This is a genomic window from Streptomyces sp. NPDC002889 (assembly GCF_042888425.1).
Taxonomy (GTDB): domain Bacteria; phylum Actinomycetota; class Actinomycetes; order Streptomycetales; family Streptomycetaceae; genus Streptomyces.
The window spans coordinates 193,594-213,874 of record NZ_JBIAPT010000006.1 but is presented as its reverse complement, the minus strand read 5'-3'; the positions used below and the strand labels follow the sequence as shown (position 1 = coordinate 213,874).

The window sequence follows — 20,281 nt, the reverse complement described above, 5'->3', positions numbered from 1 at the left end:
CCCGCCCGGGGCGTCCGGCGCTGCTTCGACACCTTACGGATCGCTGACGTCAGGCGATGGCAGCCCGTCCGCGATGGCGCAGGCTGGCACGCTGAGCAGCGTGATCAGCCCGCGCACACTCGGCACCGGCCTGCTGCTGGCCGCTCTCACCACCACGCTCGCCCTTACTGTTCGCCACGACGGCTATGTCACGGATTCCGTTGGCCTGGCCTGCTGGTACGGGGCCTGCTGGCTGCTGTTCGCACTGGCGGTCCGGTGCCTGAGGAAGGTCCCCGTTCGCCATGCCGTGGCGATGATCCTCGGCGGCTCCGTGATCGTCGCGGCGACCGGTCTCCTCGCTCCCCCACGCACCAGCAGCGACTCGTACCGCTACGCATGGGACGGCCGGGTGCAGGCGGCCGGGATCTCCCCGTACGACCACACGCCCGCCGACCCCGCCCTCGCCCCGCTGCGCGACCCGTGGCTCTTCCCGACAGGCGCGGGATGCGCAGGCCCGGAACGCGTGCGGATCTCCGGCCCCGGGGGCGAGATCCATTGCACCCGGCTCAACCGGCCGAGCGTCCACACCATCTACCCCCCGGTGGCGGAGGGCTACTTCCTGCTGGTCCACGCGCTCTCCCCGGACGACTCCCGACACAAGCCCCTCCAGACCGGAAACGCGCTGTTGTCCGTGGGCGTGACCGGCGCGCTGCTGCTGGTGCTGCGCCGACGTGGCAACCCGCGCGACGCCGCCTACTGGGCCTGGTGCCCGGCCGTGCCCATCGAAGCGGTCAACAACGCCCACGCCGACATCCTCGGTGTGCTCCTGGGCGTGGCCGGTCTCGCCGTCGTCGTACGGCACCGTGCGGCGGGCGGCGCCCTCCTCGGAGCCGCCACCGCCACCAAGCTCCTGCCCGCGATCCTGCTGCCCGGCGCGCTGTCCGGGGTGCGCAGATGGCGTGACGCCGCCGCAGTCGTAGTGCCCGCCGCGGCCGTCGTCGCGCTGACGTACCTCCCCTATGTGCTGCTGTCCGAGGCCTCGGTCCTCGGCTATCTCAGCGGCTACGTCGAGGAGGAGGGGTACGAAGACGCCTCGGCCCGCAGCCGGTACGCCCTGCTGCGGCTCGTGCTGCCCGACAGCTGGGCAGTCCCGGCGGTCGCCGTCGTCGTGCTGTGCGTCGTCGCACACGTCCTGCTCCACGGCGACCCCAGGCGTCCGTGGCACGGGGCCCTGCTGGTCACCGGCACGGCGTTCCTCCTGCTGACACCCGGCTACTCCTGGTACGCGCTGCTGCTTGTCGCGCTCGTGGCACTGGACGGCGGCTGGGAGTGGCTGACGGTCGCCGCGGCCGGGGCCGCCAAGTACATCACGGTGAACTCGGGCGGCAACCCGGACGTCATCGGCACGACGGCCTACGCCGTCGCAGCCGTCGCGGTGCTCACCGGCTGTGTCCTGCGCCGCGTGCGGCATTGGCGCGGCTTCGACGGACGGGTCGGCACCGACCCGGCCCACACGATCCCGTCCTAGCTCCAGAGATCCCGAGGTCCCCGTGTACGACCCCACTTCCCCTTCCAGCGCCTGCACACGACCGAGCGGCGCGCCGCCGGGCATGCCGGCTCCTCCTGTGCAGCGACTCGAGAGGCCGCTGGGCCGCGCTGCCGGTTGTCGCCGCTCTGTGCGGCATGGTGGTGCCCGCCGCCCTCGGCAGCTCATGCCCTTTTCTCCGTCTGGAGGCGGACGGCGCTGAGGTACGCCGAGGCCCGCCGCGTGACGTCATGTCTCCGCTTGTGCTCTTCGAGGTGCTTCACGCGCCATGACTCGGCGTACTCGATGCGGGCCTGCTGCATCGCGGCTTTCCGGCGCAGGCGTCGGCTCGGACGGAGTGGGCAGCCCATGGCAGGTCGTCGCCGGTCCTGGCCGGGACGGTGTCGACCAGGTCGGCGCCCGGCCGGCACGCCCCCGCCGTGTGCAGACCGCCGACTCCGGCGTGCCGGCGATTGCACAGGGGCCTCGCCAGGGCACGTACCGCACGACTGTGACGCTCGTCGCTCCATCCTTCGTCCGCACGATCCACAGATGCATTACGCATGGCGTAAATACATGGCACATGCGAGAGGAAGCTGAAGCTCTTCCTGGCGCATGCGTGATCCTGTTCGATCTCACAGTGCCGGTCCAGCGTGTGTGTGACGGGCGTTACCGCCCATGATCGGCTGAGGTCACATCGGCGTAACGGGCATTTCGTACGGTCGGAGGCACGATCCGACCCACAGAGAGGCCACCCGGTGACCACACAGGAGCCGCGGACCGGTAGCGCCCAGGTGCGGACGGTCTGCTCGTACTGCGGTGTGGGCTGCGGAATGGTCCTCGACATCGCGTCCGGCCCCGACGGTCGCCGCAAGGTGCTCAAGGCTTCGGGGGACAAGGCCCACCCTGCCAACTTCGGCCGACTGTGCACCAAGGGTGCGACGACGGCCGACATGCTCGCCGCCCCCGGTCGGCTGACGACGGCGCTCGTGCGCCCCGAGCGCGGGGCTGAGCCCCTACCCGCCGGTGTGGACGAGGCGATCACCGGCACGGCGCGGCGGCTGCGGACCATCATCGACGATCATGGGCCCGACGCGTTCGCGTTCTACGTGTCCGGGCAGATGAGCCTGGAGGCGCAGTACCTGGCGAACAAGCTCGCCAAGGGCTTCGTGCGCACCAACCAGATCGAGTCCAACTCCCGGCTGTGCATGGCGAGCGCGGGCAGCGGCTACAAGCTGTCCCTCGGTGCCGACGGCCCGCCGGGTTCGTATCAGGACTTCGAGAAGGCGGACGTCTTCTTCGTCATCGGCTCCAACATGGCCGACTGCCATCCGATCCTGTTCCTGCGGCTGATGGAGCGGGTGAAGGCGGGGGCCACGCTGATCGTCGTCGACCCGCGGCGCAGCGCCACCGCCGACAAGGCGGATCTCTTCCTGCAGATCAGGCCGGGTACGGATCTCGCGCTGCTCAATGGTCTGCTGCACCTGCTGGTGGAGAACGGGCACACGGACGCCGGGTTCATCGCGGAGCGCACCGAGGGCTGGGAGGCGATGCCGGAGTTCCTCGCGGACTATCCGCCCGCCAAGGTTGCCGAGATCACCGGCATCCCCGAGGCGGACATCCGCCGGGCGGCGGAGTTGATCGGTACGGCGGGGGAGTGGATGAGCTGCTGGACCATGGGGCTCAATCAGTCCACCCATGGCACCTGGAACACCAATGCCCTGATCAATCTGCATCTGGCGACCGGTGCGATATGCCGACCGGGCAGCGGCCCGTTCTCGCTCACCGGCCAGCCCAACGCCATGGGCGGCCGGGAGATGGGCTACATGGGCCCCGGCCTGCCCGGACAGCGGTCGGTGCTGGTGGACGAGGACCGCGCCTTCGTCGAGGAGTTGTGGGGCCTCGAGCCCGGCACCGTACGCGAGGACGGATCCGGCAAGGGCACCGTCGAGCTGTTCCAGCGCATGGCCGGGGGCGAGATCAAAGCCTGCTGGATCATCTGCACCAACCCCGTCGCCTCGGTCGCCAACCGCAAGACGGTCATCGAAGCGTTGGAGACGGCCGAACTCGTCATCACCCAGGACGTGTTCACCGACACCGAGACCAACGCCTACGCCGACGTCGTGCTGCCCGGTGCCCTGTGGACCGAGACCGAGGGCGTGCTGATCAACAGCGAACGCAACCTCACCCTCGCTCAGCCGGCCGTGGACCCGCCGGGGGAGGCGCTCGCGGACTGGCGGATCATTGCGCGTATCGCCTGCGAAATGGGCTACGAGCATGCCTTCTCCTACGACAGTGCCGAGGAGGTCTTCGAGGAGATCAAGCGCGCCGCGAACCCGAAGACCGGTTACGACCTGCGGGGCGTGACCTACGAACGGCTGCGCACCACATCTGTGCAGTGGCCCGCCGCGACCGCGGAAGGCCCGGACCGCAACCCGATCCGCTACCTGGCCAAGGACGGCGGTCCCGTGTTCCCGACGGTGAGCGGCCGCGCGGTCTTCTTCGCCCGTCCGCACATTCCGGCTGCCGAAATGCCCGACGACGACTACCCGTTCGTCCTCAACACCGGGCGGCTCCAGCATCAATGGCACACCCTCACCAAGACCGGAAAGGTCGCCAAACTCAACAAGCTCAATCCGACGCCGTTCGTCGAGCTCCACCCCGAGGACGCAGAACGGCTGGGGATCGTGGAGGGCGACTCGGTCGAGATCGCGTCACGGCGCGGCCGGGCCGTGCTGGCGGCCGTGGTGACGGGCCGGGTGCGGCCGGGGTGCTGCTTCGCGCCGTTCCACTGGAACGACCTGTTCGGGGAGTACCTGAGCGTCAATGCGGTGACGAGCGACGCCGTCGACCCGATCTCCTTCCAGCCCGAGTTCAAGGTGTGCGCGGTGACGCTGGCGAAGGTCGCCGCACCGGCAGCCTTGACTCCGGCGCCCCCTCACATCCCCACCGCGGAGCCGGCGGTGATCGTGCCGACCGCCGTCCAGCCCGGCACGGCCGCGGTCTTCGGGGTGGAGAGCACGCCACCGCCTGTGCTCGCCGAGCACGAACGTCAGTACCTGGTCGGCTTCCTGGCCGGACTGGAATCAGGCGCGCCCGGCGTTCCCGTGCTGCCGACCGGTGCGCCGTTCAGCAAGGACCACGCACAGTGGGTGAACGGTGTGCTCGCCGGCATGTACTCGCGCGCGCCGCAGACCGAGGAGGAATCGACGACGACGCATGCCACTTCTCAGGGCCGTGAGGTGGTCGTGCTGTGGGCCTCGCAGACGGGCAATGCCGAGGAGTTCGCGGCGGCCACCGCCGAGCGACTCACCGCAACTGGACACCGTGCTGCGCTCATCGGCATGGACGAAACGGATCCCAGGTCCCTACCGCCCGCCGCCGACCTGTTGTTGATCACCAGCACCTTCGGTGACGGCGACGCACCCGACAACGGATCCGGGTTCTGGGACGCCCTGACCGCTGCCGACACACCGCGCATGGACGGCAGGCGGTACGCGATCCTGGCCTTCGGCGACTCCTCGTACGACGACTTCTGCGGCCATGGACGCCGCCTGGACCAGCGGCTGGACGAGCTGGGGGCCGTACGCCTGGCCCCGCGCACCGACTGCGAACCCGACTACGAGCCCTCTGCCCACGCATGGCTCGACCAGGTCCTCACCAACCTCACCGCACCGCCGGCGACCGGCTCGGCCTCTGCCCCGGCACCCGTCCGCAGCGCCAAGCCGGCCCCCGCCGCTGCCCGGCTGACCGGCAACCGGCTCCTCAGCCTCCCCGGCGCGGGCAAGGAGGTCCGCCGGTTCACCTTCGACACCCGAGAACGCGAGACTCCGCTCGCCTACGAGGCCGGTGACGCTCTCGGCGTGCACCCCGTCAACTGCCCCGATCTCGTGACCGAATGGCTGGCCGTCACCGGTCTCGACCCTGCCGTCGCTGTCGACGTCGCCGGCATCGGCGAGATACCCCTGACCGACGCCTTGCGCCGGCACCTGGACATCACCAAGATCACCCCCGCCCTGCTGGGCTTCATCACCGAGCGCACCGGCGACCGCGAGGTGAAGAAGCTGCTGCGCCCCGACAACAAGGGCGAGCTCGCCCGGTGGTCCTGGGGCCGTCAGGCTGTCGACGTCGTCGCCGAGCACCCCGTGCGCGCCACACCGCAGGAGTGGGCCGGTGTCCTCAAGCGCCTGCAGCCCCGCCTGTACTCGATATCGTCCAGCCCGCTCACCGACCCCCACCAGGTGTCGCTGACCGTCTCCGTCGTCCGGTACGAGAACCTCAACGGCCGCCCCCGCAAGGGTGTGTGCTCGCCGTTCCTCGCCGACGCCGTGGCTGACACCCCGGTTTCGGTCTTCGTCCAGCGCTCCCCGCACTTCCGGCCGCCGGCAGACGCCGACACCCCGATGGTGATGGTCGGCCCCGGGACCGGAGTGGCTCCCTTCATCGGCTTTCTCGAGGAACGCCGAGCCCGTGGCCACCGAGCCCCCAGCTGGCTCTTCTTCGGCGAACAGCACCGCGCCACGGATTTCTACTACGAGGACGAGCTGACCGCCTTCCTCGCCGACGGCACCCTCACCCGCCTCGACACCGCCTTCTCCCGCGACCAGCGCGCCAAGATCTACGTCCAGGACCGGATGCGCGAACACGGTCCCCAGCTCTGGTCCTGGCTCCAGGACGGCGCACACTTCTATGTCTGCGGCGATGCCGCGCGGATGGCCAAGGACGTCGACGAGGCGCTGCGCGACATCGCCGTCACCCACGGAGGTCTCGACCAGGACGCGGCGGCTCTGTACGTCAAGCAGCTCGCCGCCGACAAGAGGTATGTCCGCGACGTCTACTGATGCGCGTTGGTGGAACAGGAGTGCGCGCCGGTTCCGGCTCGCTGGTCATCGTCCGCCCGGTTTGCGTGCGGGGTCGGCTCAGAGGGCCACGACAGTTGCTTCGGTCGCTTTGACGCTGGTCCAGACGGGAGTTCCATCGGCGAGGCCGAGCTCGGCGGCGGCCTGCGGGGTGATCTCGGCGACGAGGTCCGGCGCCTGCTCCGACGTGATCAGGACACGTAGGCGGCTCCCGCTGGTGGTGATCTCCCGTACGGTGCCGGGCCACACGTTGCGAGGGCTGCCGCTCGGCTTGTCTCGGTGCACGGCGACGGCTTCCGGAGCGATGATCGCGAGGGCGCCCATGCCGACGGGGAGCGGGTCCGCGACGACGAGCGTACCGCCGCTGGTGAGTTGGATGCCTTCGGCGGTGGCGGTGCCGGGCCAGGCGTTGCGGCCGAGCATGCGGGCGACCCAGGGGGAGCGGGGGTGGCGAGTGACCTCGGTGGGCGGGGCGTCCTGCAGGGCACTTCCGTCGTCCAGGACGAGGACCCGGTCGGCGAGCGCGACGGCTTCGACGGGGTCGTGAGTGACGATCAGGCATACACCGCCGAAGCCGTCGAGGTGGCGGCGAAGGGTGTGCCGGACGTGGGCACGGGTGGTCTGGTCGAGGGCGGCGAGCGGTTCGTCGAGGAGGAGGAGCCGGGGGCGGGCGGCCAGCGCCCGGGCGAGCGCAACACGCTGGGCCTGACCGCCGGAGAGCTGAGCCGGTTTGCGATGGGCGAGGTGGCCGACGCCGAGCCGGCCGAGCCATTCCTGGGCGCTGCGGCGGGCCTCGGTGCGGGGGACGCGGTGGGCGCGCAGTCCGTAGGCAGTGTTGGCGAGGGCGCTCATGTGCGGGAAGAGGGCACCGTCCTGCGGGACCCAGGCCACGCCCCTGCGGTGCGGGGGGAGTGTGGTGACGTCGGTGGCGCCGAGCCGGAGTTCGGCGTGGGCGCGTGGGGTGAGGCCGAGGAGGGCGCGCAGGAGGGTGGTCTTCCCGGCGCCGTTGGGGCCGACGACGGCGATGGTGGTGCCGGGTTCGGCGTCCAGGGTGAGCCGGTTGAAGCCGGTGACCTCGGCGTGCAGGGGCCAGAGCTCCTGCGGAGCCGCGCGCTGTGCGTCGGCGGCCTCGGGGGGCGGGGCCACACCTGATTCGGCTTCGTCCACCGGGGGCCGGGAATCGTGCGAGCGGACGGCGGGCGTACCGGTCCAGCGACCGCGCAGCGCTATGAGCACCAGCATCGCGATGGCGAGCAGCAGCAGAGAGACGGATGTCGCTGCCTCCGGCTCGTCCTGGAGCAGCAGGTACACCTGCAGCGGCAGTGTCTGCGTGGTGCCGGGGAGGTTGCCCGCGAAGGTGATGGTGGCGCCGAACTCGCCCAGCGCCCGGGCCCAGGTGAGGGCGGCGCCGGCGATGAGGCCGGGGGCGACCATGGGCATCGTGACGGTGAAGAACACCCGTACCGGTGAGGCGCCGAGTGAGGCGGCGGTCTCCTCGTAGCGGGGCCGGAGTCCGCCGAGGGCCCCCTCCAGACTGATGATGAGGAACGGCATCGCGACGAACGTCGCGGCGAGGACCGCTCCCGAGGTGTGGAACGGCAGGGTGATGCCGAAGGTGTTCTCCAGCCATGGACCGAGCAGCCCGCGGCGGCCGAATGCGAGGAGCAGCGCCACACCGCCGACGGTGGGCGGCAGCACCATCGGCAGCAGCACGAGGGAGCGCACGAACGCCTTGCCGGGAAACGGCACCCGGGCCAGCAGCCACGCCAGCGGTACGCCAAGGACCAGCGACAGGCCGAGCGCCCAGAACGAGACCAGCAGCGAGAGCCGCAGCGCCTCGATGGTTCCCGGCGTCGTGAGATGGTCCGCGAGTTCGCCCCACTGAGTCCGTACGAGGATCCCGATCAGCGGCAGCAACAGGAACGCGACGGCCAGCAGTGCGGGGATCGCCAGGGTGACCGGGCTGCGGGGGCCCGGTGCGCGACTGCGGATTCGTTTCATCGGAGATCCCTGGGACTCGGGGTGATGGATGAAGGGGGCTGTCCGTTCCCCCGGAACGGACAGCCCCCTCACGGCAGTCGCCGGGACTACGGCTTCTGGAAGCCCGCCTCCTGGAGGATCTTCTGTGCCTCGGGCGTGGACAGCCACGCGACGAACGCGGCGGCGGCCTCGGCGTTCTTGGACTCCTTCAGCGCGGCGGCCGGGTATTCGGCGATGGCGTTCTGCGCGTCGGGGATCTCGACCGCGTCGACCTTGTCGGGGGCCGTTTCGGCGTCCGTCCTGTAGACGAGACCCGCGTCGGCCTCACCGAGCTCGACCTTGCTCAGCACGGCGCGGACGTTCGGCTCCTGCGAGACCGGCTTCACCGTGATCTTCTGTGCGTCGAGGATCTTCTGGCTGTACTTGCCGGCCGGCACCTCGGGGGCGGCGAGGACGACCTTCAGCTTCGCGTCCGCGAGGTCCTTGAGTCCGTCGACCTTGTGCGGGTTGCCCTCGACGGTCGCGATGACGAGGCGGTTCTTGGCGATGACGGTCGGGGTGCCGGTGTCCGCCTTGACGCCGCCCATGCTCTTGGTGTCGGCGGTTACCAGGGCGTCGGCCGGGGCGCCCTGCTTCACCTGGGCGACCAGCTCCTGCGACCCGGCGAAGGAGAACGTGATCTTCGTGCCCGGGTTCTTCTTCTCGTACGCCGCGCCGGCGGTCTTGAACACGTCGGTCAGCGAAGAGGCTGCCAGCACCGTCAAGTTGGCCTTGGGAGCCCCGGTGGCGGACTCGTCGGCTTTCGCGCTGCCGGTGTCCTTCTCGGGGTCGTCGTTGCCGCATGCCGTGAGCGGAACGAGGAGTGCAGCAGCCAGTACAGCAGCGGCGGCGCGGCGTCTGGTGAAGGTGAGGGACATGAGGGTGGGACTCCCTGGGGACGTGGTCGGCCGGTGCCGTCCGAGCGGATGCTGATGAGCCGCGCCGGTGACGGGCGACGCCGCTTGGTTGCGCGAGGGGTCAGGTGCGGTCGATGTGCACGCTGGTCGACTTCACGCGGGCGGTGGCCTGCATGCCGACCTCCAGACCCAGTTCCTCCACGGCCTCCCGGGTCAGGAGCGAGACGAGCCGGTGCGGACCTGCCTGGATCTCGACCTGCGCGGCGACGTCGCCGAGCTTTACGGCGGTGACGATGCCGGGGAAGGCGTTGCGGGCCGAGGTGTAGGAGGTGTCGTCCTCGCCGTTGCCGCCCTGGGCGACCTCGATGGAGAAGGCGGCCAGATCACGGCCGTCGATGAGACGGCGGCCGCTGTCGTCGCGATGGGTCGCGACCCGGCCGGCATCCGCCCAGCGGCGCGCGGTGTCGGGACTGACGCCGAGCAGACGTGCCGCCTGTCCGATGGTGTAGGACTGCATGTGCGACACCGTATGGCGTTTCCCCTCTCATTTGCAATTGATCAGTCGATTCTCCATGGCAGCTGCGATGGAGATTGGAGGAACGCGCAATGGCACCGCGCAGGGCATCCTGTTGTGTGATCGCGCGGCAACCAGGTCTCCTCTGGTTTGCCAGGCCGGACCCAGAGACGCCCTGGCGCATGCGACGCGTGGTTGTCGGCTGCGATGGGTGTGGGCAGGCCGCGACGGACCGCTCCCTCGCGATCACGAGAAGGCCCCGCACGCGCCCTGTGCGCGGCCTTTTGGCTCAAGCCGACGAACCGACCGGGAGCCGGCACGTGCCGATCCAGATGGTGGTGATCGCGCTGATGTAGCGCGCCCCACAGCGGTCCGAGGGGACGACGAGCTGACTGCCCGCCGTGTCCAGGTCGCGGTCGTCCAGGCGGGTGGCCAGCAGCATCGGTGTGTTTCCGAAGTCGGCGTCGATCTCCGCCCAGGACAGCACCGTGTGGTGGCCGTCGCCGCCGCTCACCGTCAGCAGGAAGCGAGAACGGTCCTTGCGGCGGCGCGGGTCGAAGGCGGGGACGGCGTCGGTGATCACCTCACGCAGCAGCGGTCCTTCGAACGTGTGGTGCTGCGGGCCGCTGGTGGCGCATTCGAAGACCACGTCGGCCCGGTGCTGCTCCCAGCCCGACCGCAGGTCCGCGACGCTCAGTGCCGTCGGGCGGCGGACCTCTCCGCAGACGGCGAAGGTCAGGGGTGCGGTGCTGAGTCGACTCATCGGCTTCCCCTTCGAACGGTCGGTGCGGCGACTGCGGCCAGTACTACCCGACCATCGTTCCAGGGAATCGTGTCTGCAAGCCTTCTATGCCGTTTTCCCTTGTGATTGTGAGCTTGCTACGAATACTGCCCCGGCATCTTCCAGGCCATCGTCCCAGCCGGTGTCGCGCGGCACGGCACGAGCCTGCCGGTGCCCTTACCGACCGGGAGCTGTCCCGCCTCGACACAAGCTCGACCTGCGTGCCGCGTTGCTCTGCCGCTGACGCGCGTCGCTCGTCACGGGAGGTCGATGTGCACGTTCGTCGACTTCACCCGCGCCGTGACGGTGACGCCGACCTCGATGCCCAGCTCCTCGACGGACTCACGGGTCACCAGCGAGACCAGCCGGTGAGGACCGGACTGGATCTCCACCTGGGCTGCCACATCGTCGACGCGTACGGCAGTCACGATCCCGGCGAACGAGTTGCGTACGGAGGTGGCCACACCGTCCGGTACAGGATGCATGCCCGCGGCACGCTCCTGCGCGAACGCCGCCAGTCCCACCCCGTCGATCACGCGGTTCCCCGAGCCGTCCCGATCCATACGCAGCCGACCGCCGTCCGCCCACCGGCGAACGGTCTCCGAACTCACACCCAGCAGCTCTGCTGCCTGTCCAATGCTGTACGACGGCACACCCGCACTCTAGGCCAACGCCTTGCACCGGCCGCCGAGACGGCCTGACCAGGAGCAAGAGAGACGGTGCCCCGACCTCGGAGTCGTCGTGACCAGCCCAGGCAGAGCCCGCGGAACACGATCAAGCTGCCGGGTGAGGAGCGCGCCTGGACAATGGAAGAGGCGTGGTCCCTGCCGTGAACCGTGACGGGGCCGGTCTGCGGCTTTTCGCGGTACGTCTCGGCCGATCTCTCCGAGGCGACGCCGAGGCCGAGAGGAAGGCGGTCGCCATGACCAGCATCACTCACCGCATCGCCGCCCTGTTCCGGATCAAGGCGGACAAGGCGCTGGACAACGCCGGGGATCCGCGCGAGGTCCTGGGGTACTCCTACGAGCAGCAGCTGCAGATGCTGCAGCGGGTACGGCGCGGCGTGGCCGATGTGGCGACCAGCCGCAAACGGGTCGAGCCGGCCGCCGATGCGGGCGACGAGGCGGTGTTCACCGTCGCCCTGTCGGCTCTGTTGGACGCCGTGCGCAGTCTCGGCAGGTCGCTTCCGGACGAGACGATCACCCCGTCCGGCCTGGTACTGCCCGACGAGGACGCCGGCCTCACGCAGGTGCGGGAATTGCTCTCCGACGAAGGCCTGATCCCGGGGTGATGGCGATGCGCAGCCGCTTCGAGCCCGATCGGCAGCTGACCGCGCGCATGCTGGTCACGATGTTCCTGCTCGGGCTGCTGTACGTGGCGTTCATCGCCGCGTTGATCGTGCTGCTCAAGTCCGTCCTCCTGGTGGTCGTCATCGCCGCCGGGCTGCTTGGTGCCCAGTACTGGTTCTCCGACCGGATCGCCCTGTACGCGATGCACGGCCGCCTCGTCACAGCCGAGGAACAGCCCAGGCTGCACGGCGTCGTCGACCGTCTGTGCGCCACCGCGGACATGCCCAAACCCCGGGTGGCCATCTCCGACATGGACCTGCCCAACGCGTTCGCCACCGGCCGCAATGCCGACCACGCCGTCGTCTGCGTCACCACCGGACTGATGCGCCGCCTGGAGACCGAGGAACTCGAGGGCGTTCTCGCCCACGAGCTTTCCCACGTCGCGCACCGCGACGTCGCGGTGATCACCATCGCCTCGTTCCTGGGCGTGATCGCAGGTCTTGTCGTCCGCTTCGCCTTCTACTCCCAGCTGTTCGGCGGACGCAACCAGCGTGACCAGAACACCGCCGCCGTGTTCGCGATCGTCATGGGGGTCTCCGCCCTCGTCTATGCCATCAGCTTCCTGCTGATCCGGGCGCTGTCCCGCTACCGCGAACTGGCCGCCGACCGGGCCGCGGCCATGCTCACCGGGAAGCCTTCCGCGCTGGCCTCGGCGTTGACCAAGGTGAGCGGCGACATCGCCCGTATCCCCACCCAGGATCTGCGCACCGCCCAGGCGTTCAATGCGTTCTTCTTCACGCCCGCCCTCGGGCCCGGCACGGCGCTGGCCAACCTGTTCTCCACCCACCCCAGCCTGGAACGCCGACTGGAGGCGCTCGCAGCGATCTCCGCCGAACTGGGCGAGCCGGGCGGCCGGACGACGTGAGAAGGAGCTGATGCCCTGTGGGTCTCCTGGACGTCCTGTTCGGCCGGAGCAAGCCGGTCAAGCCCGACCTGGACCAGCTCTTCGGCCTGCCATCGGCAGCGATCACCCTCCAGGCGGCGATCGGCTTCACCCCGACCGGAGTGGGCTCGGTGTGCTTCGCCGCGATCGAGGGCGGGGTGTTCGCCCAGGTCCAGCAGGAGGTACGAGCCCTCCTGGACGCCGACTCCGAACGGGGCGGTGTGCCGGTGGAGTTCACCCGTGACGCTTATGGATACTCCTGGCTGATCTCCCGCCGCGACCCCGACAACCTGCCCGCCCTGGTCAACGACCTGCATGCGGTGAACACCGCCCTGCAGGACAGCGGATTCGGCCCGCAGCTCCTCTGCTCCCTGGTCACCTTCCACGACCCCGAGCGCCCCCTCGCGCTGGTCTACCTCTACAAACGCGGCACCTTCTACCCCTTCGCTCCGCTGCCGGGCCAAAAGCGCGACAACGCGCTGGAGCTCCAGGTCAAGGCGACGGTCAAGGACGACCTGCGCATCGAGCCCGACCTGAGCCGCTGGTTCCCGCTGTGGGGCGCGCCGGGCTTGTGACACCACGGGACCGCGCCGGCGCCCGGGGTTGCGACGACTGCGCCCTTCGGCCGGTTCCGGCTGTCGCCGACCTCGCTGCGCCTGCCCCGTCGGCGACCCCGCCGATGAGCATCACCGCGTGCACGGTCCGGTTGGCCATCTCGGACACCCACTCGTCGTGCGTCTGGTAGACGGACGTTGAACGGAACCGCAAGGAGGCCGGGCCCCGGGGACCGTCGCGGAGGTCCGCGGGCAGCCGGTCCCGCAGCGTTCGTACCCGGGCGCCGATGCCGGCGTCGAGCTTGTCCCAGCCGAACAGTTCCCCGAGCTTCCACCGGACCGCGAAGAGCATGCGCGGCACGGGGGAGGATCCCGTTGTCAGCGCGGAGAGACCAGGAAGCCCTCGACGATACGGCGGACCTTGCTCACCGCGTCGGCCTCTCCGGCCCGCAGGGCCGTGTTCGCGGCGCACAGCAGGGCGTCGATCTGGAAGACGGTGAGATCGACGTCGAGTTCAGCAAGCTCGCCGGTGGCCACGGCGAGCCGGAACTCGGCCGCGATGACTTCGCGCCACTCCTGCTGGTCCTGGAACAGCGCGTCGTGGACCGGTCCCGGCCGGCTGTCGAACTCCGCGAGATTCGCGGCTCTGAAGCAACCACCGGCGAACAGTGGTGTCTCGGCGTACACGATCCAGTGGTCGAGCAGCGCACGAAGGCGGGCTACGCCGCGGGGTGCCGACCCGGCCGGGCGGATGACGGCGTCGATGAACATCGCGCGCGCGAACTCGACAGCCGCAAGCTGCAGGGTTTCCTTCGTCTTGAAGAGAGTCTGGATGCCTGCCTTACTGAGTCCCGTGTCGACCGCGAGGCGGCCGAAGCTGACGCTGCCGAGCCCCTCGAGCGAGGCGATGTCGACGGCCTGCCGGAGCACGATCCTCCGTGTCCGGGCGCCGCGCAGGAGGCGTTTGTCCGTGACCTCCGGCTGTATCCGCTCCAAGGGCAGGAGCGCCTGCGATCCGGGACCACCGGCTCGTGAGGCGGCCGGTTCCGTTGCACTTCCCATACGGTCGATCGTACCCATTCCGCAGGGCACGGGAACTCGCAGCAGTCCTCTGCTCCGGGCGGGCCGCCGCAATGGCTCGGTCGGCGTTACGGCGATCGTGTGGCCGGTCCGGTCGAGCCGCCTGTTCGAGGTCACCCGGTTCCGTCAGTCGCGTGTCGTACGGCTGAGTACGTGAGCCAGGCCCTTGACCATCTCGGTCGCCATCACCGCCTGCCCCGAAGCCGAGAAGTGGATACGGTCCTCGCTCAACAGATCATCCCGGGCGTTGACGGGGTGGTCCCACATGTCGACGACAACTGCCTTGAACTCGGCGGCCAGAGCGCGAGTGATGTCGTTGGCCCTGGCGACCCGCTCACTCCAGTCCGGAAAGACCGGAACGACATAGGCCCTGCCCAAGGTGAACGTCGTCAGCTGGGCCCCGGTCCTTGACGCCAGGTCGTACATGCGCCGCAGTGCCTGCTCGATCTCGTCGAAGTCCGGCTTCCGTCGCACGAGATCGTTCGCGCCGCATGGCAGGTGGAGCAGGTCCGGGGTGAACTCCAGCATGCGATCGATCTGCCTTTCGAGGGTCTGCGCCGTCGTGGCTGCGACCTCGGCCGTGTTCAGGTACTCCAGATCCGGCCGTACTCGGCGAAGGATGTCCGCGAACCTGTCGGACCAGCCCACGTTCGCATAGCCGGGGCTGGGGTCTCCGGTGCCCGCCGACAGGCTGTCGCCGATCACGGCGAACCGGTGCCACGGGGCGTCGAAGAGAAGCGCTGCCGCGTCCAGTGACTGCAGGCAGAACGGATCGGACTCCTCGGTGCGTTGTGTCGAAGCCATAGAAAAAGAATACGTACGTCCGTATGTAAAGGCAACCCGCGTCCGGCCGTCCGTGTTCACCCGATCGTGGGATGCGTACCGATGCCCCGATGTGAGCCCGCCTGTCTGCAGGCGGGCTCACATGCGGTTCGTCGGGATATCTGCGTCCACGTCGACGAAAATCTGTCGTGGTGACGATAGACATTCGCTCCTCTCATGGTTAGGGTTCCTGACGTAGCCAAGGAAGTCGGCAAGGCGCCGCAGAGATGAGCCGGCGCGAGCAGGACAGGCACGGCAATGGAGTCATGGGGCCGGAAACGGAAGAGGGTCCCCTGGCTGATCGCCGGGCCGGGTGGCCCTCAGGGGTCTCCGAGCAGCACCGCATCAATGCAGTACCGACCCAGAAGAGATGAGAGAGAGGAGCGGACGCCATCAGGATCGCCCGGGCGACAATCGGTTCGCCCGGGTGCCGCAGACCCCGGATTGGAAGGTGGTCCCCGGTCAAGCAGCCGCGATCCCCGCGCCTCCGTCCTGTCGGGCGGACCAGCGGAAAACGAGAATCGGCGCTCAGTGCCGACAGATGGTGTTAACCCCCTCAGGGCCCCGGTGCCGAACGGCACCGGGGCCCCTCGACGCGTTATCACGAAGAGGTGCCGATGAACCCAGGAACCCCGCCGCATACCACCGACCGGTTCGACGACGACGACTACCCCGCGTACACCATGGGCCGCGCCGCGGAAATGATCGGGTCCACCCCCGCCTTCCTCCGGGCTCTCGGGGAGGCCCGGCTGATTGCCCCGCTGCGGTCCGAGGGCGGTCACCGCCGCTACTCCCGCTATCAGTTGCGCATCGCCGCCCGCGCCCGCGAACTCGTCGACTCCGGCACGGCAATCGAATCCGCCTGCCGCATCATCATCCTCGAGGACCAGCTCGAGGAAGCTCTCCGTCTCAACGCGGAGCTGCGGCGGTCCACCGCCGGCTCCGATGACGCGGCTGCTTCCTGAGGGCCGGTACCGGGAGGCGGGCCGTCTCGCAGCGGCCCGGCATCGGCTTGTTGGACCCTGGAGCAGGCGCCCGCGGAAATCTATGGCGGCGGCAGCAGAGATTCCCACAATGCGCAGTGAGGTTTTATGGCGTGACAGGCGGAGTGAAATTACTCGGCGTGTCCGGATGTTGGCACCGTGCTACTGTTGACCTCGGTTGCAGTTGTGGTTCCCAAGACTTGCATGTGCTCTGAGCGGATTTACTCCGGCAGGCGTACTCCTGTATTTCCGGTGCGGATTTTCCGGACGGGTAATCATCGCGGCGACTCGTGGCGCGCACAGTGCGCGCCCTTGGGCTCTGCCCCGAAGGAGATTCAGCATGGCCATTGGCACCGTGAAGTGGTTCAACGCGGAAAAGGGTTTCGGATTCATCGAGCAGGACGGTGGCGGCGCTGACGTCTTCGCCCACTACTCGAACATCGCCGCCTCCGGCTTCCGCGAGCTTCAGGAAGGCCAGAAGGTGAGCTTCGACGTCACACAGGGCCCCAAGGGCCCGCAGGCAGAGAACATCGTTCCCGCCTGACGCTGACGCGCACTTCGTAGCTGGGGCCCGCACCTTGGGGTGTGGGCCCCAGCTCGTTGCGTTGTTCGAAGAGCAGCCTGCGCTGTGATGGGTTCATGGCCGGCGGACCGGCAACGCTCTCTTGACTCACCATGCGGCGGACACGTTCCGCCCGCGGATTCGGACCCCATCCGTCCGCGCCTCACGATGGGGCATTCCTGGATTACGCCCGGGCGTACGTCCCATTGTTTCGACCCGTCGGATCCGGCTCTTTCCTTCTTTTGCCGGTCAGGCGTTCGTCTTTTCTCGGCTCGTTCCTGTGATGCTGCACGCGCTTATTGGCGGCGGGAATTCCTGGATACGATGCCGCATCGAGGAAGGTTCACTGTGAACCGCACGACCGGCACCAACGATTGTCAGACCCGCACCCGTGGGGGCATCTCCGCGACGTCGGAGCGCAGCGGCGGAGGATTCCGCTGGCAGGCACGGAGCCTGCAGAGCTCCCAGGGTAGTCCCGGCACCGGCGAGAGCCGCTCCGGTGGCTACGTCCGTCGACCCCCCGCGCCGCAGGGGGAGTTCGCGCTCCACGAGGTGAAGACCTTCGCCGAACTGGACCTGCCCGCGCCGTTGCTGGCGGCCCTCGTCGCCGCGGGCATGTCGGTTCCCTTCCCGGTCCAGAGTGCCACGCTGCCGAACTCGCTGGCCGGCCGGGACATTCTGGGCCGTGGGCCGATCGGCTCGGGCAAAACCCTCGCCTTCGGTCTGGCACTGCTGGCGCATACCGCCGGGCAGCGCGCGGAGCCCCGGCAGCCGCTGGCCCTGGTCCTGGTGCCCACCCGGGAGTCGGCCCAGCAGGTCACCGACGCGCTCACCCCCTTTGCCCGCTCGCTGAAGCTGCGGCTGGCCACCGTGGCCGGCGGCATGTCCATCGGACGGCAGGCCAACGTCCTGCGCAGCGGGGCCGAGGTCGTGGTCGCCACCCCGGGCAGCCTCACGGACCTCATCGAGCGCGGTGAATGCCGTCTGGACCGGGTGAGCATCACCGTCCTGGACGACGTGGACCAGATGGCCGACATGGGCTTCATGCCCCAGGTCGCCGAACTCCTGGACCAGGTACGCCCCGAAGGCCAGCGGATGCTCTTCTCCGCCACGCCGGACCGCAATGTCGACCTGCTGGTCCGCCGCTACCTCGAGGACCCGGTCGTCCACTCGACCGACCCCTTCGCGTGCGCCGCCTGAGCAGGTCGCGGCCGCACAGGCACATGGTCAGGATGCACATTCGGCCGTTGGACATTCAAGCCAGGAGGCTCTCTTGACGCTGCGTCAAGCCTACCCCCGACAGATGAACCGCTCCACAGGATCCGCGGGCGACGTGATGGGCCCGCTCGGGCCGCAGGTCTGTGACGACATGATGGTCGACGTGGCCCTGTCCGTTCTCGTCAGCGCCCGCTCCGGCCACCTGATCATCTGCGACCAGGACGGCCGGTGCACGGGCCTGGTCACCCGGGCGCAGCTCGAGAACCACCGCAGAGACTCCTGGTACACCGAACGCACTCGTCTGCGGGACATCGTCCACGACCGGGCGCCGTTCACCTCCTCCGCAACGCCTGTGCGGACAGCGGAACGCGCCATGCGGGACCGGCAACTCGAAGCATCGCCGGTGGTCGACGGGGAGGGCTGCACCATTGGCGTCCTTGCCCTCTCGCGCTGATTCCTCCATGTCCGCACGTGCCGGCGGGCCTGAGGGGTGCGCCGTCCGTCAGTACGGGTGCTTGTTGGCCTTGTTCGCCCATGCCTGGTAGGACGTGGCCCCCAACTCGGGGTGGAGCTGCTCGAGGGTGATGCTCCGCGCGTCCGGGGGCTTCGCGAAGTCCTCGTACTGGAAGGCGTCGTCGAAGCCGATCTCCTGAGTCGCCTTCCAGTCGCAGCTGTAGTAGACCGTGCCGATCCGGGACCAGTAGATGGCGCTCATGCACATCGGACACGGGGCGCCACTGGTGTAGATCGTGCACCCCTGCAGCATGCGAGCGCGCTCCGGCACGACGTCGGGGGAGCCCTCGGGGCGAGGCACCAACTTCAGGGTGTACTCGTCCTGGTGCTCTTCGGAGATGGTGGGCGCTTCAGGATTGAACAGCTGAACGGCCTTGCGAATGGCTTCCACTTCGCCGTGCGCGGTCGGGTCGGCCGTGAGGAGTACGCGGTTCTGGCCGCGAGCGATGATCTCACCGTCATTGGTGATGACCGCGCCGAACGGACCGCCCCAGCCGTTCTCGACGGACTCGGTGGCCAGTCGGACCGCTTCGTCCATGAACTCCTTGTGTCCCATCGCAGAATCCTCCCGCTCGTCCGGCCCCGACCGGCGCAGAGTTTCCTCGTGTGTCCGATAACTCCCTTTTGATCTAGACTACTCCGTATGGGTACCCGTGCAAGCCGTGCTCCCGGCGGCAGCGCCACGGTCGTGACCTCCCAGAAGGTCCGAGCGGGCCGGGACGCCGACTACAAGCGCTGGCAGGAGAAGACCAACCGGGTTGTGCGAGGCTTTGACGGCTTCCAGGGCACGGAGTCGTATCCACCGGTCCCGGGCGACGAGAACGAGTGGGTCGTCGTATTCCGCTTCTCCGGTATCGAGCAGTTGAGCGCTTGGCTGGATTCGGGTGCGCGTCGACAACTCCTCGATGAAGCCCGCCCGTTGTTCGACGGGACCCCGACGCAAGAGGTGCTCACCGGTGGCACGCCGGCCGAGGACGTCGTCACTGCGGTCATCTCGCACGATGTCCTGCCGGGGCACGAGCAGGACTTCATGCGCTGGCAGGACAAGGTTCTCAAGGAGCAGGAGAGATATCCCGGTTTCATGGGTTCGGAGTTGTTCAAGCCCGTGGAGGGCATCCAGGACCGTTGGGTGGTCGCCTTCCGCTTCGACACACGTGAACACCTCGACGGGTGGCTCGACTCCGAGGCCCGTGAGAAGCTTCTGGACGAGGGACGCGACTCCTTCCGTTCCTACGACGTCCGCAAGATCGGGTCGGCGTTCGGCGGCTGGTTCCGATTCGGCGAGGGCACCGATGAAGGCGTTCCACCCAACTGGAAACAGGCCATGTCCGTGGTACTGGCCCTGTATCCCACGGTGATGATTCTGGAACTCACGGTCGGTGACTGGTTCGACAGCCTGGGAGTACCCGGATATCTGGCTCTGTTCATCAGCAATGTACTGAGTGTCAGCATCCTTACCTGGCTGCTGATGCCGCTGGTCAACCGAGCGCTCGCCTTTTGGCTGCTGCCCGGTCGGGCGCAGTCCGCGCGCATTCATGTGGCGGGCGCCGCGATCGTTGCGTTGTGCTGTCTGGTGCTCATCACGATCTTCGGGATGACCACGGGTTAGACACCCGAAATGCTCGGCGACCACCTGCTGTCGATGGCCATCTCCATGGCACAAACTCCAGGCCGCGAGCTTGCGAGGCGGCCGGTAAAATGGGATGTCCCCGCTCGCGCCGTGCGGTTCTTCACACCGGATCTTCAGCTTCATCCGCAGCCGTAGCCAGTGCAAGTCCAGGAG

The 20,281-nt window shown here is 68.7% G+C and carries 17 protein-coding genes and 3 pseudogenes; 11 read left to right on the top strand and 9 right to left on the bottom strand.

Annotated features, from left to right (window positions below; translation table 11 throughout):
• Positions 1 to 73 precede the first annotated feature (73 nt).
• Both ACFYWI_RS11295 and ACFYWI_RS11290 read left to right on the top strand, forming a co-directional pair.
• A complete protein-coding gene (locus ACFYWI_RS11295) occupies positions 74 to 1,507 on the top strand; it encodes a glycosyltransferase 87 family protein (protein ID WP_389228837.1) in 1,434 nt (477 codons plus the stop codon).
• Between the two features lie 830 nt (positions 1,508 to 2,337).
• Positions 2,338 to 6,345: a molybdopterin-dependent oxidoreductase gene (locus tag ACFYWI_RS11290; RefSeq protein WP_389229259.1), complete on the top strand. Its 4,008-nt coding sequence runs from the start codon at positions 2,338 to 2,340 to the stop codon at positions 6,343 to 6,345.
• A 78-nt stretch (positions 6,346 to 6,423) separates the two neighbouring features.
• Here the strand turns inward: ACFYWI_RS11290 and ACFYWI_RS11285 are convergent, their stop codons facing one another.
• The 5 genes from ACFYWI_RS11285 to ACFYWI_RS11265 form a co-directional block, all read right to left on the bottom strand.
• Positions 6,424 to 8,364 (bottom strand): ABC transporter permease, encoded by a 1,941-nt coding sequence (locus ACFYWI_RS11285; RefSeq protein WP_389228834.1) that lies wholly within the window; start codon positions 8,362 to 8,364, stop codon positions 6,424 to 6,426.
• An 86-nt stretch (positions 8,365 to 8,450) separates the two neighbouring features.
• Complete coding sequence (modA, locus tag ACFYWI_RS11280; protein ID WP_389228831.1) at positions 8,451 to 9,260, bottom strand: molybdate ABC transporter substrate-binding protein; 810 nt, start codon at positions 9,258 to 9,260, stop codon at positions 8,451 to 8,453.
• 100 nt (positions 9,261 to 9,360) lie between these two features.
• On the bottom strand, positions 9,361 to 9,756 hold the full coding sequence (locus ACFYWI_RS11275; protein ID WP_389228828.1) for a molybdopterin-binding protein: 396 nt from the start codon (positions 9,754 to 9,756) through the stop codon (positions 9,361 to 9,363).
• A 286-nt stretch (positions 9,757 to 10,042) separates the two neighbouring features.
• Entirely contained in the window at positions 10,043 to 10,516 is a 474-nt protein-coding gene (locus tag ACFYWI_RS11270; RefSeq protein WP_389228825.1) for a molybdopterin-dependent oxidoreductase, read from the bottom strand.
• Positions 10,517 to 10,791: 275 nt separating this feature from the next.
• Complete coding sequence (locus ACFYWI_RS11265) at positions 10,792 to 11,187, bottom strand: molybdopterin-binding protein (RefSeq protein WP_389228821.1); 396 nt, start codon at positions 11,185 to 11,187, stop codon at positions 10,792 to 10,794.
• Between the two features lie 269 nt (positions 11,188 to 11,456).
• Between ACFYWI_RS11265 and ACFYWI_RS11260 the strand changes: the two are divergent.
• From ACFYWI_RS11260 to ACFYWI_RS11245, 4 genes and pseudogenes are all read left to right on the top strand, one after another.
• Positions 11,457 to 11,633 (top strand): annotated as a pseudogene (locus ACFYWI_RS11260) (PspA/IM30 family protein); the annotation flags it as partial.
• Positions 11,634 to 11,642: 9 nt separating this feature from the next.
• A pseudogene (locus tag ACFYWI_RS11255) lies at positions 11,643 to 11,825 on the top strand (hypothetical protein); the annotation flags it as partial.
• Between the two features lie 5 nt (positions 11,826 to 11,830).
• Positions 11,831 to 12,748 carry a zinc metalloprotease HtpX gene (gene htpX, locus ACFYWI_RS11250; protein WP_389228818.1) on the top strand — a complete coding sequence of 306 codons (918 nt, stop codon included), beginning with the start codon at positions 11,831 to 11,833 and terminating at the stop codon, positions 12,746 to 12,748.
• A gap of 17 nt (positions 12,749 to 12,765) precedes the next feature.
• Positions 12,766 to 13,341 (top strand): hypothetical protein, encoded by a 576-nt coding sequence (locus ACFYWI_RS11245; protein WP_389228815.1) that lies wholly within the window; start codon positions 12,766 to 12,768, stop codon positions 13,339 to 13,341.
• On the opposite strand, the gene ACFYWI_RS11240 is transcribed toward ACFYWI_RS11245, so the two are convergent.
• From ACFYWI_RS11240 to ACFYWI_RS11230, 3 genes are all read right to left on the bottom strand, one after another.
• Positions 13,271 to 13,792 carry a DUF2867 domain-containing protein gene (locus ACFYWI_RS11240; RefSeq protein WP_389228812.1) on the bottom strand — a complete coding sequence of 174 codons (522 nt, stop codon included), beginning with the start codon at positions 13,790 to 13,792 and terminating at the stop codon, positions 13,271 to 13,273. The genes ACFYWI_RS11245 and ACFYWI_RS11240 overlap by 71 nt on opposite strands.
• The gene (locus ACFYWI_RS11235; RefSeq protein WP_389228809.1) at positions 13,699 to 14,382 is read right to left on the bottom strand and encodes a TetR/AcrR family transcriptional regulator; all 684 of its coding nucleotides are present in this window, start codon (positions 14,380 to 14,382) and stop codon (positions 13,699 to 13,701) included. Before ACFYWI_RS11235 ends, ACFYWI_RS11240 begins: the two co-directional genes overlap by 94 nt.
• A 144-nt stretch (positions 14,383 to 14,526) precedes the next feature.
• Positions 14,527 to 15,204 carry an SGNH/GDSL hydrolase family protein gene (locus ACFYWI_RS11230; RefSeq protein ID WP_389228805.1) on the bottom strand — a complete coding sequence of 226 codons (678 nt, stop codon included), beginning with the start codon at positions 15,202 to 15,204 and terminating at the stop codon, positions 14,527 to 14,529.
• Positions 15,205 to 15,839: 635 nt separating this feature from the next.
• On the opposite strand from ACFYWI_RS11230, the gene ACFYWI_RS11225 reads away from it, so the two are divergent.
• From ACFYWI_RS11225 to ACFYWI_RS11210, 4 genes and pseudogenes are all read left to right on the top strand, one after another.
• Positions 15,840 to 16,187 (top strand): MerR family transcriptional regulator, encoded by a 348-nt coding sequence (locus ACFYWI_RS11225; protein WP_389228802.1) that lies wholly within the window; start codon positions 15,840 to 15,842, stop codon positions 16,185 to 16,187.
• A gap of 358 nt (positions 16,188 to 16,545) precedes the next feature.
• On the top strand, positions 16,546 to 16,749 hold the full coding sequence (locus tag ACFYWI_RS11220) for a cold-shock protein (protein WP_389228799.1): 204 nt from the start codon (positions 16,546 to 16,548) through the stop codon (positions 16,747 to 16,749).
• Positions 16,750 to 17,091: 342 nt separating this feature from the next.
• Positions 17,092 to 17,961, top strand: a pseudogene (locus tag ACFYWI_RS11215) (DEAD/DEAH box helicase); the annotation flags it as partial.
• A gap of 109 nt (positions 17,962 to 18,070) precedes the next feature.
• Positions 18,071 to 18,439: a CBS domain-containing protein gene (locus ACFYWI_RS11210; protein WP_389228796.1), complete on the top strand. Its 369-nt coding sequence runs from the start codon at positions 18,071 to 18,073 to the stop codon at positions 18,437 to 18,439.
• A gap of 48 nt (positions 18,440 to 18,487) precedes the next feature.
• Here ACFYWI_RS11210 and ACFYWI_RS11205 read toward each other — a convergent pair whose 3' ends face one another.
• Positions 18,488 to 19,054, bottom strand: coding sequence for a nucleoside deaminase (locus ACFYWI_RS11205; protein WP_389228793.1), 567 nt, complete (start codon positions 19,052 to 19,054; stop codon positions 18,488 to 18,490).
• Between the two features lie 87 nt (positions 19,055 to 19,141).
• Here ACFYWI_RS11205 and ACFYWI_RS11200 point away from each other — a divergent pair, with 87 nt between their 5' ends.
• Positions 19,142 to 20,107 carry an antibiotic biosynthesis monooxygenase gene (locus ACFYWI_RS11200; RefSeq protein ID WP_389228790.1) on the top strand — a complete coding sequence of 322 codons (966 nt, stop codon included), beginning with the start codon at positions 19,142 to 19,144 and terminating at the stop codon, positions 20,105 to 20,107.
• The last annotated feature ends 174 nt before the right edge of the window (positions 20,108 to 20,281 follow it).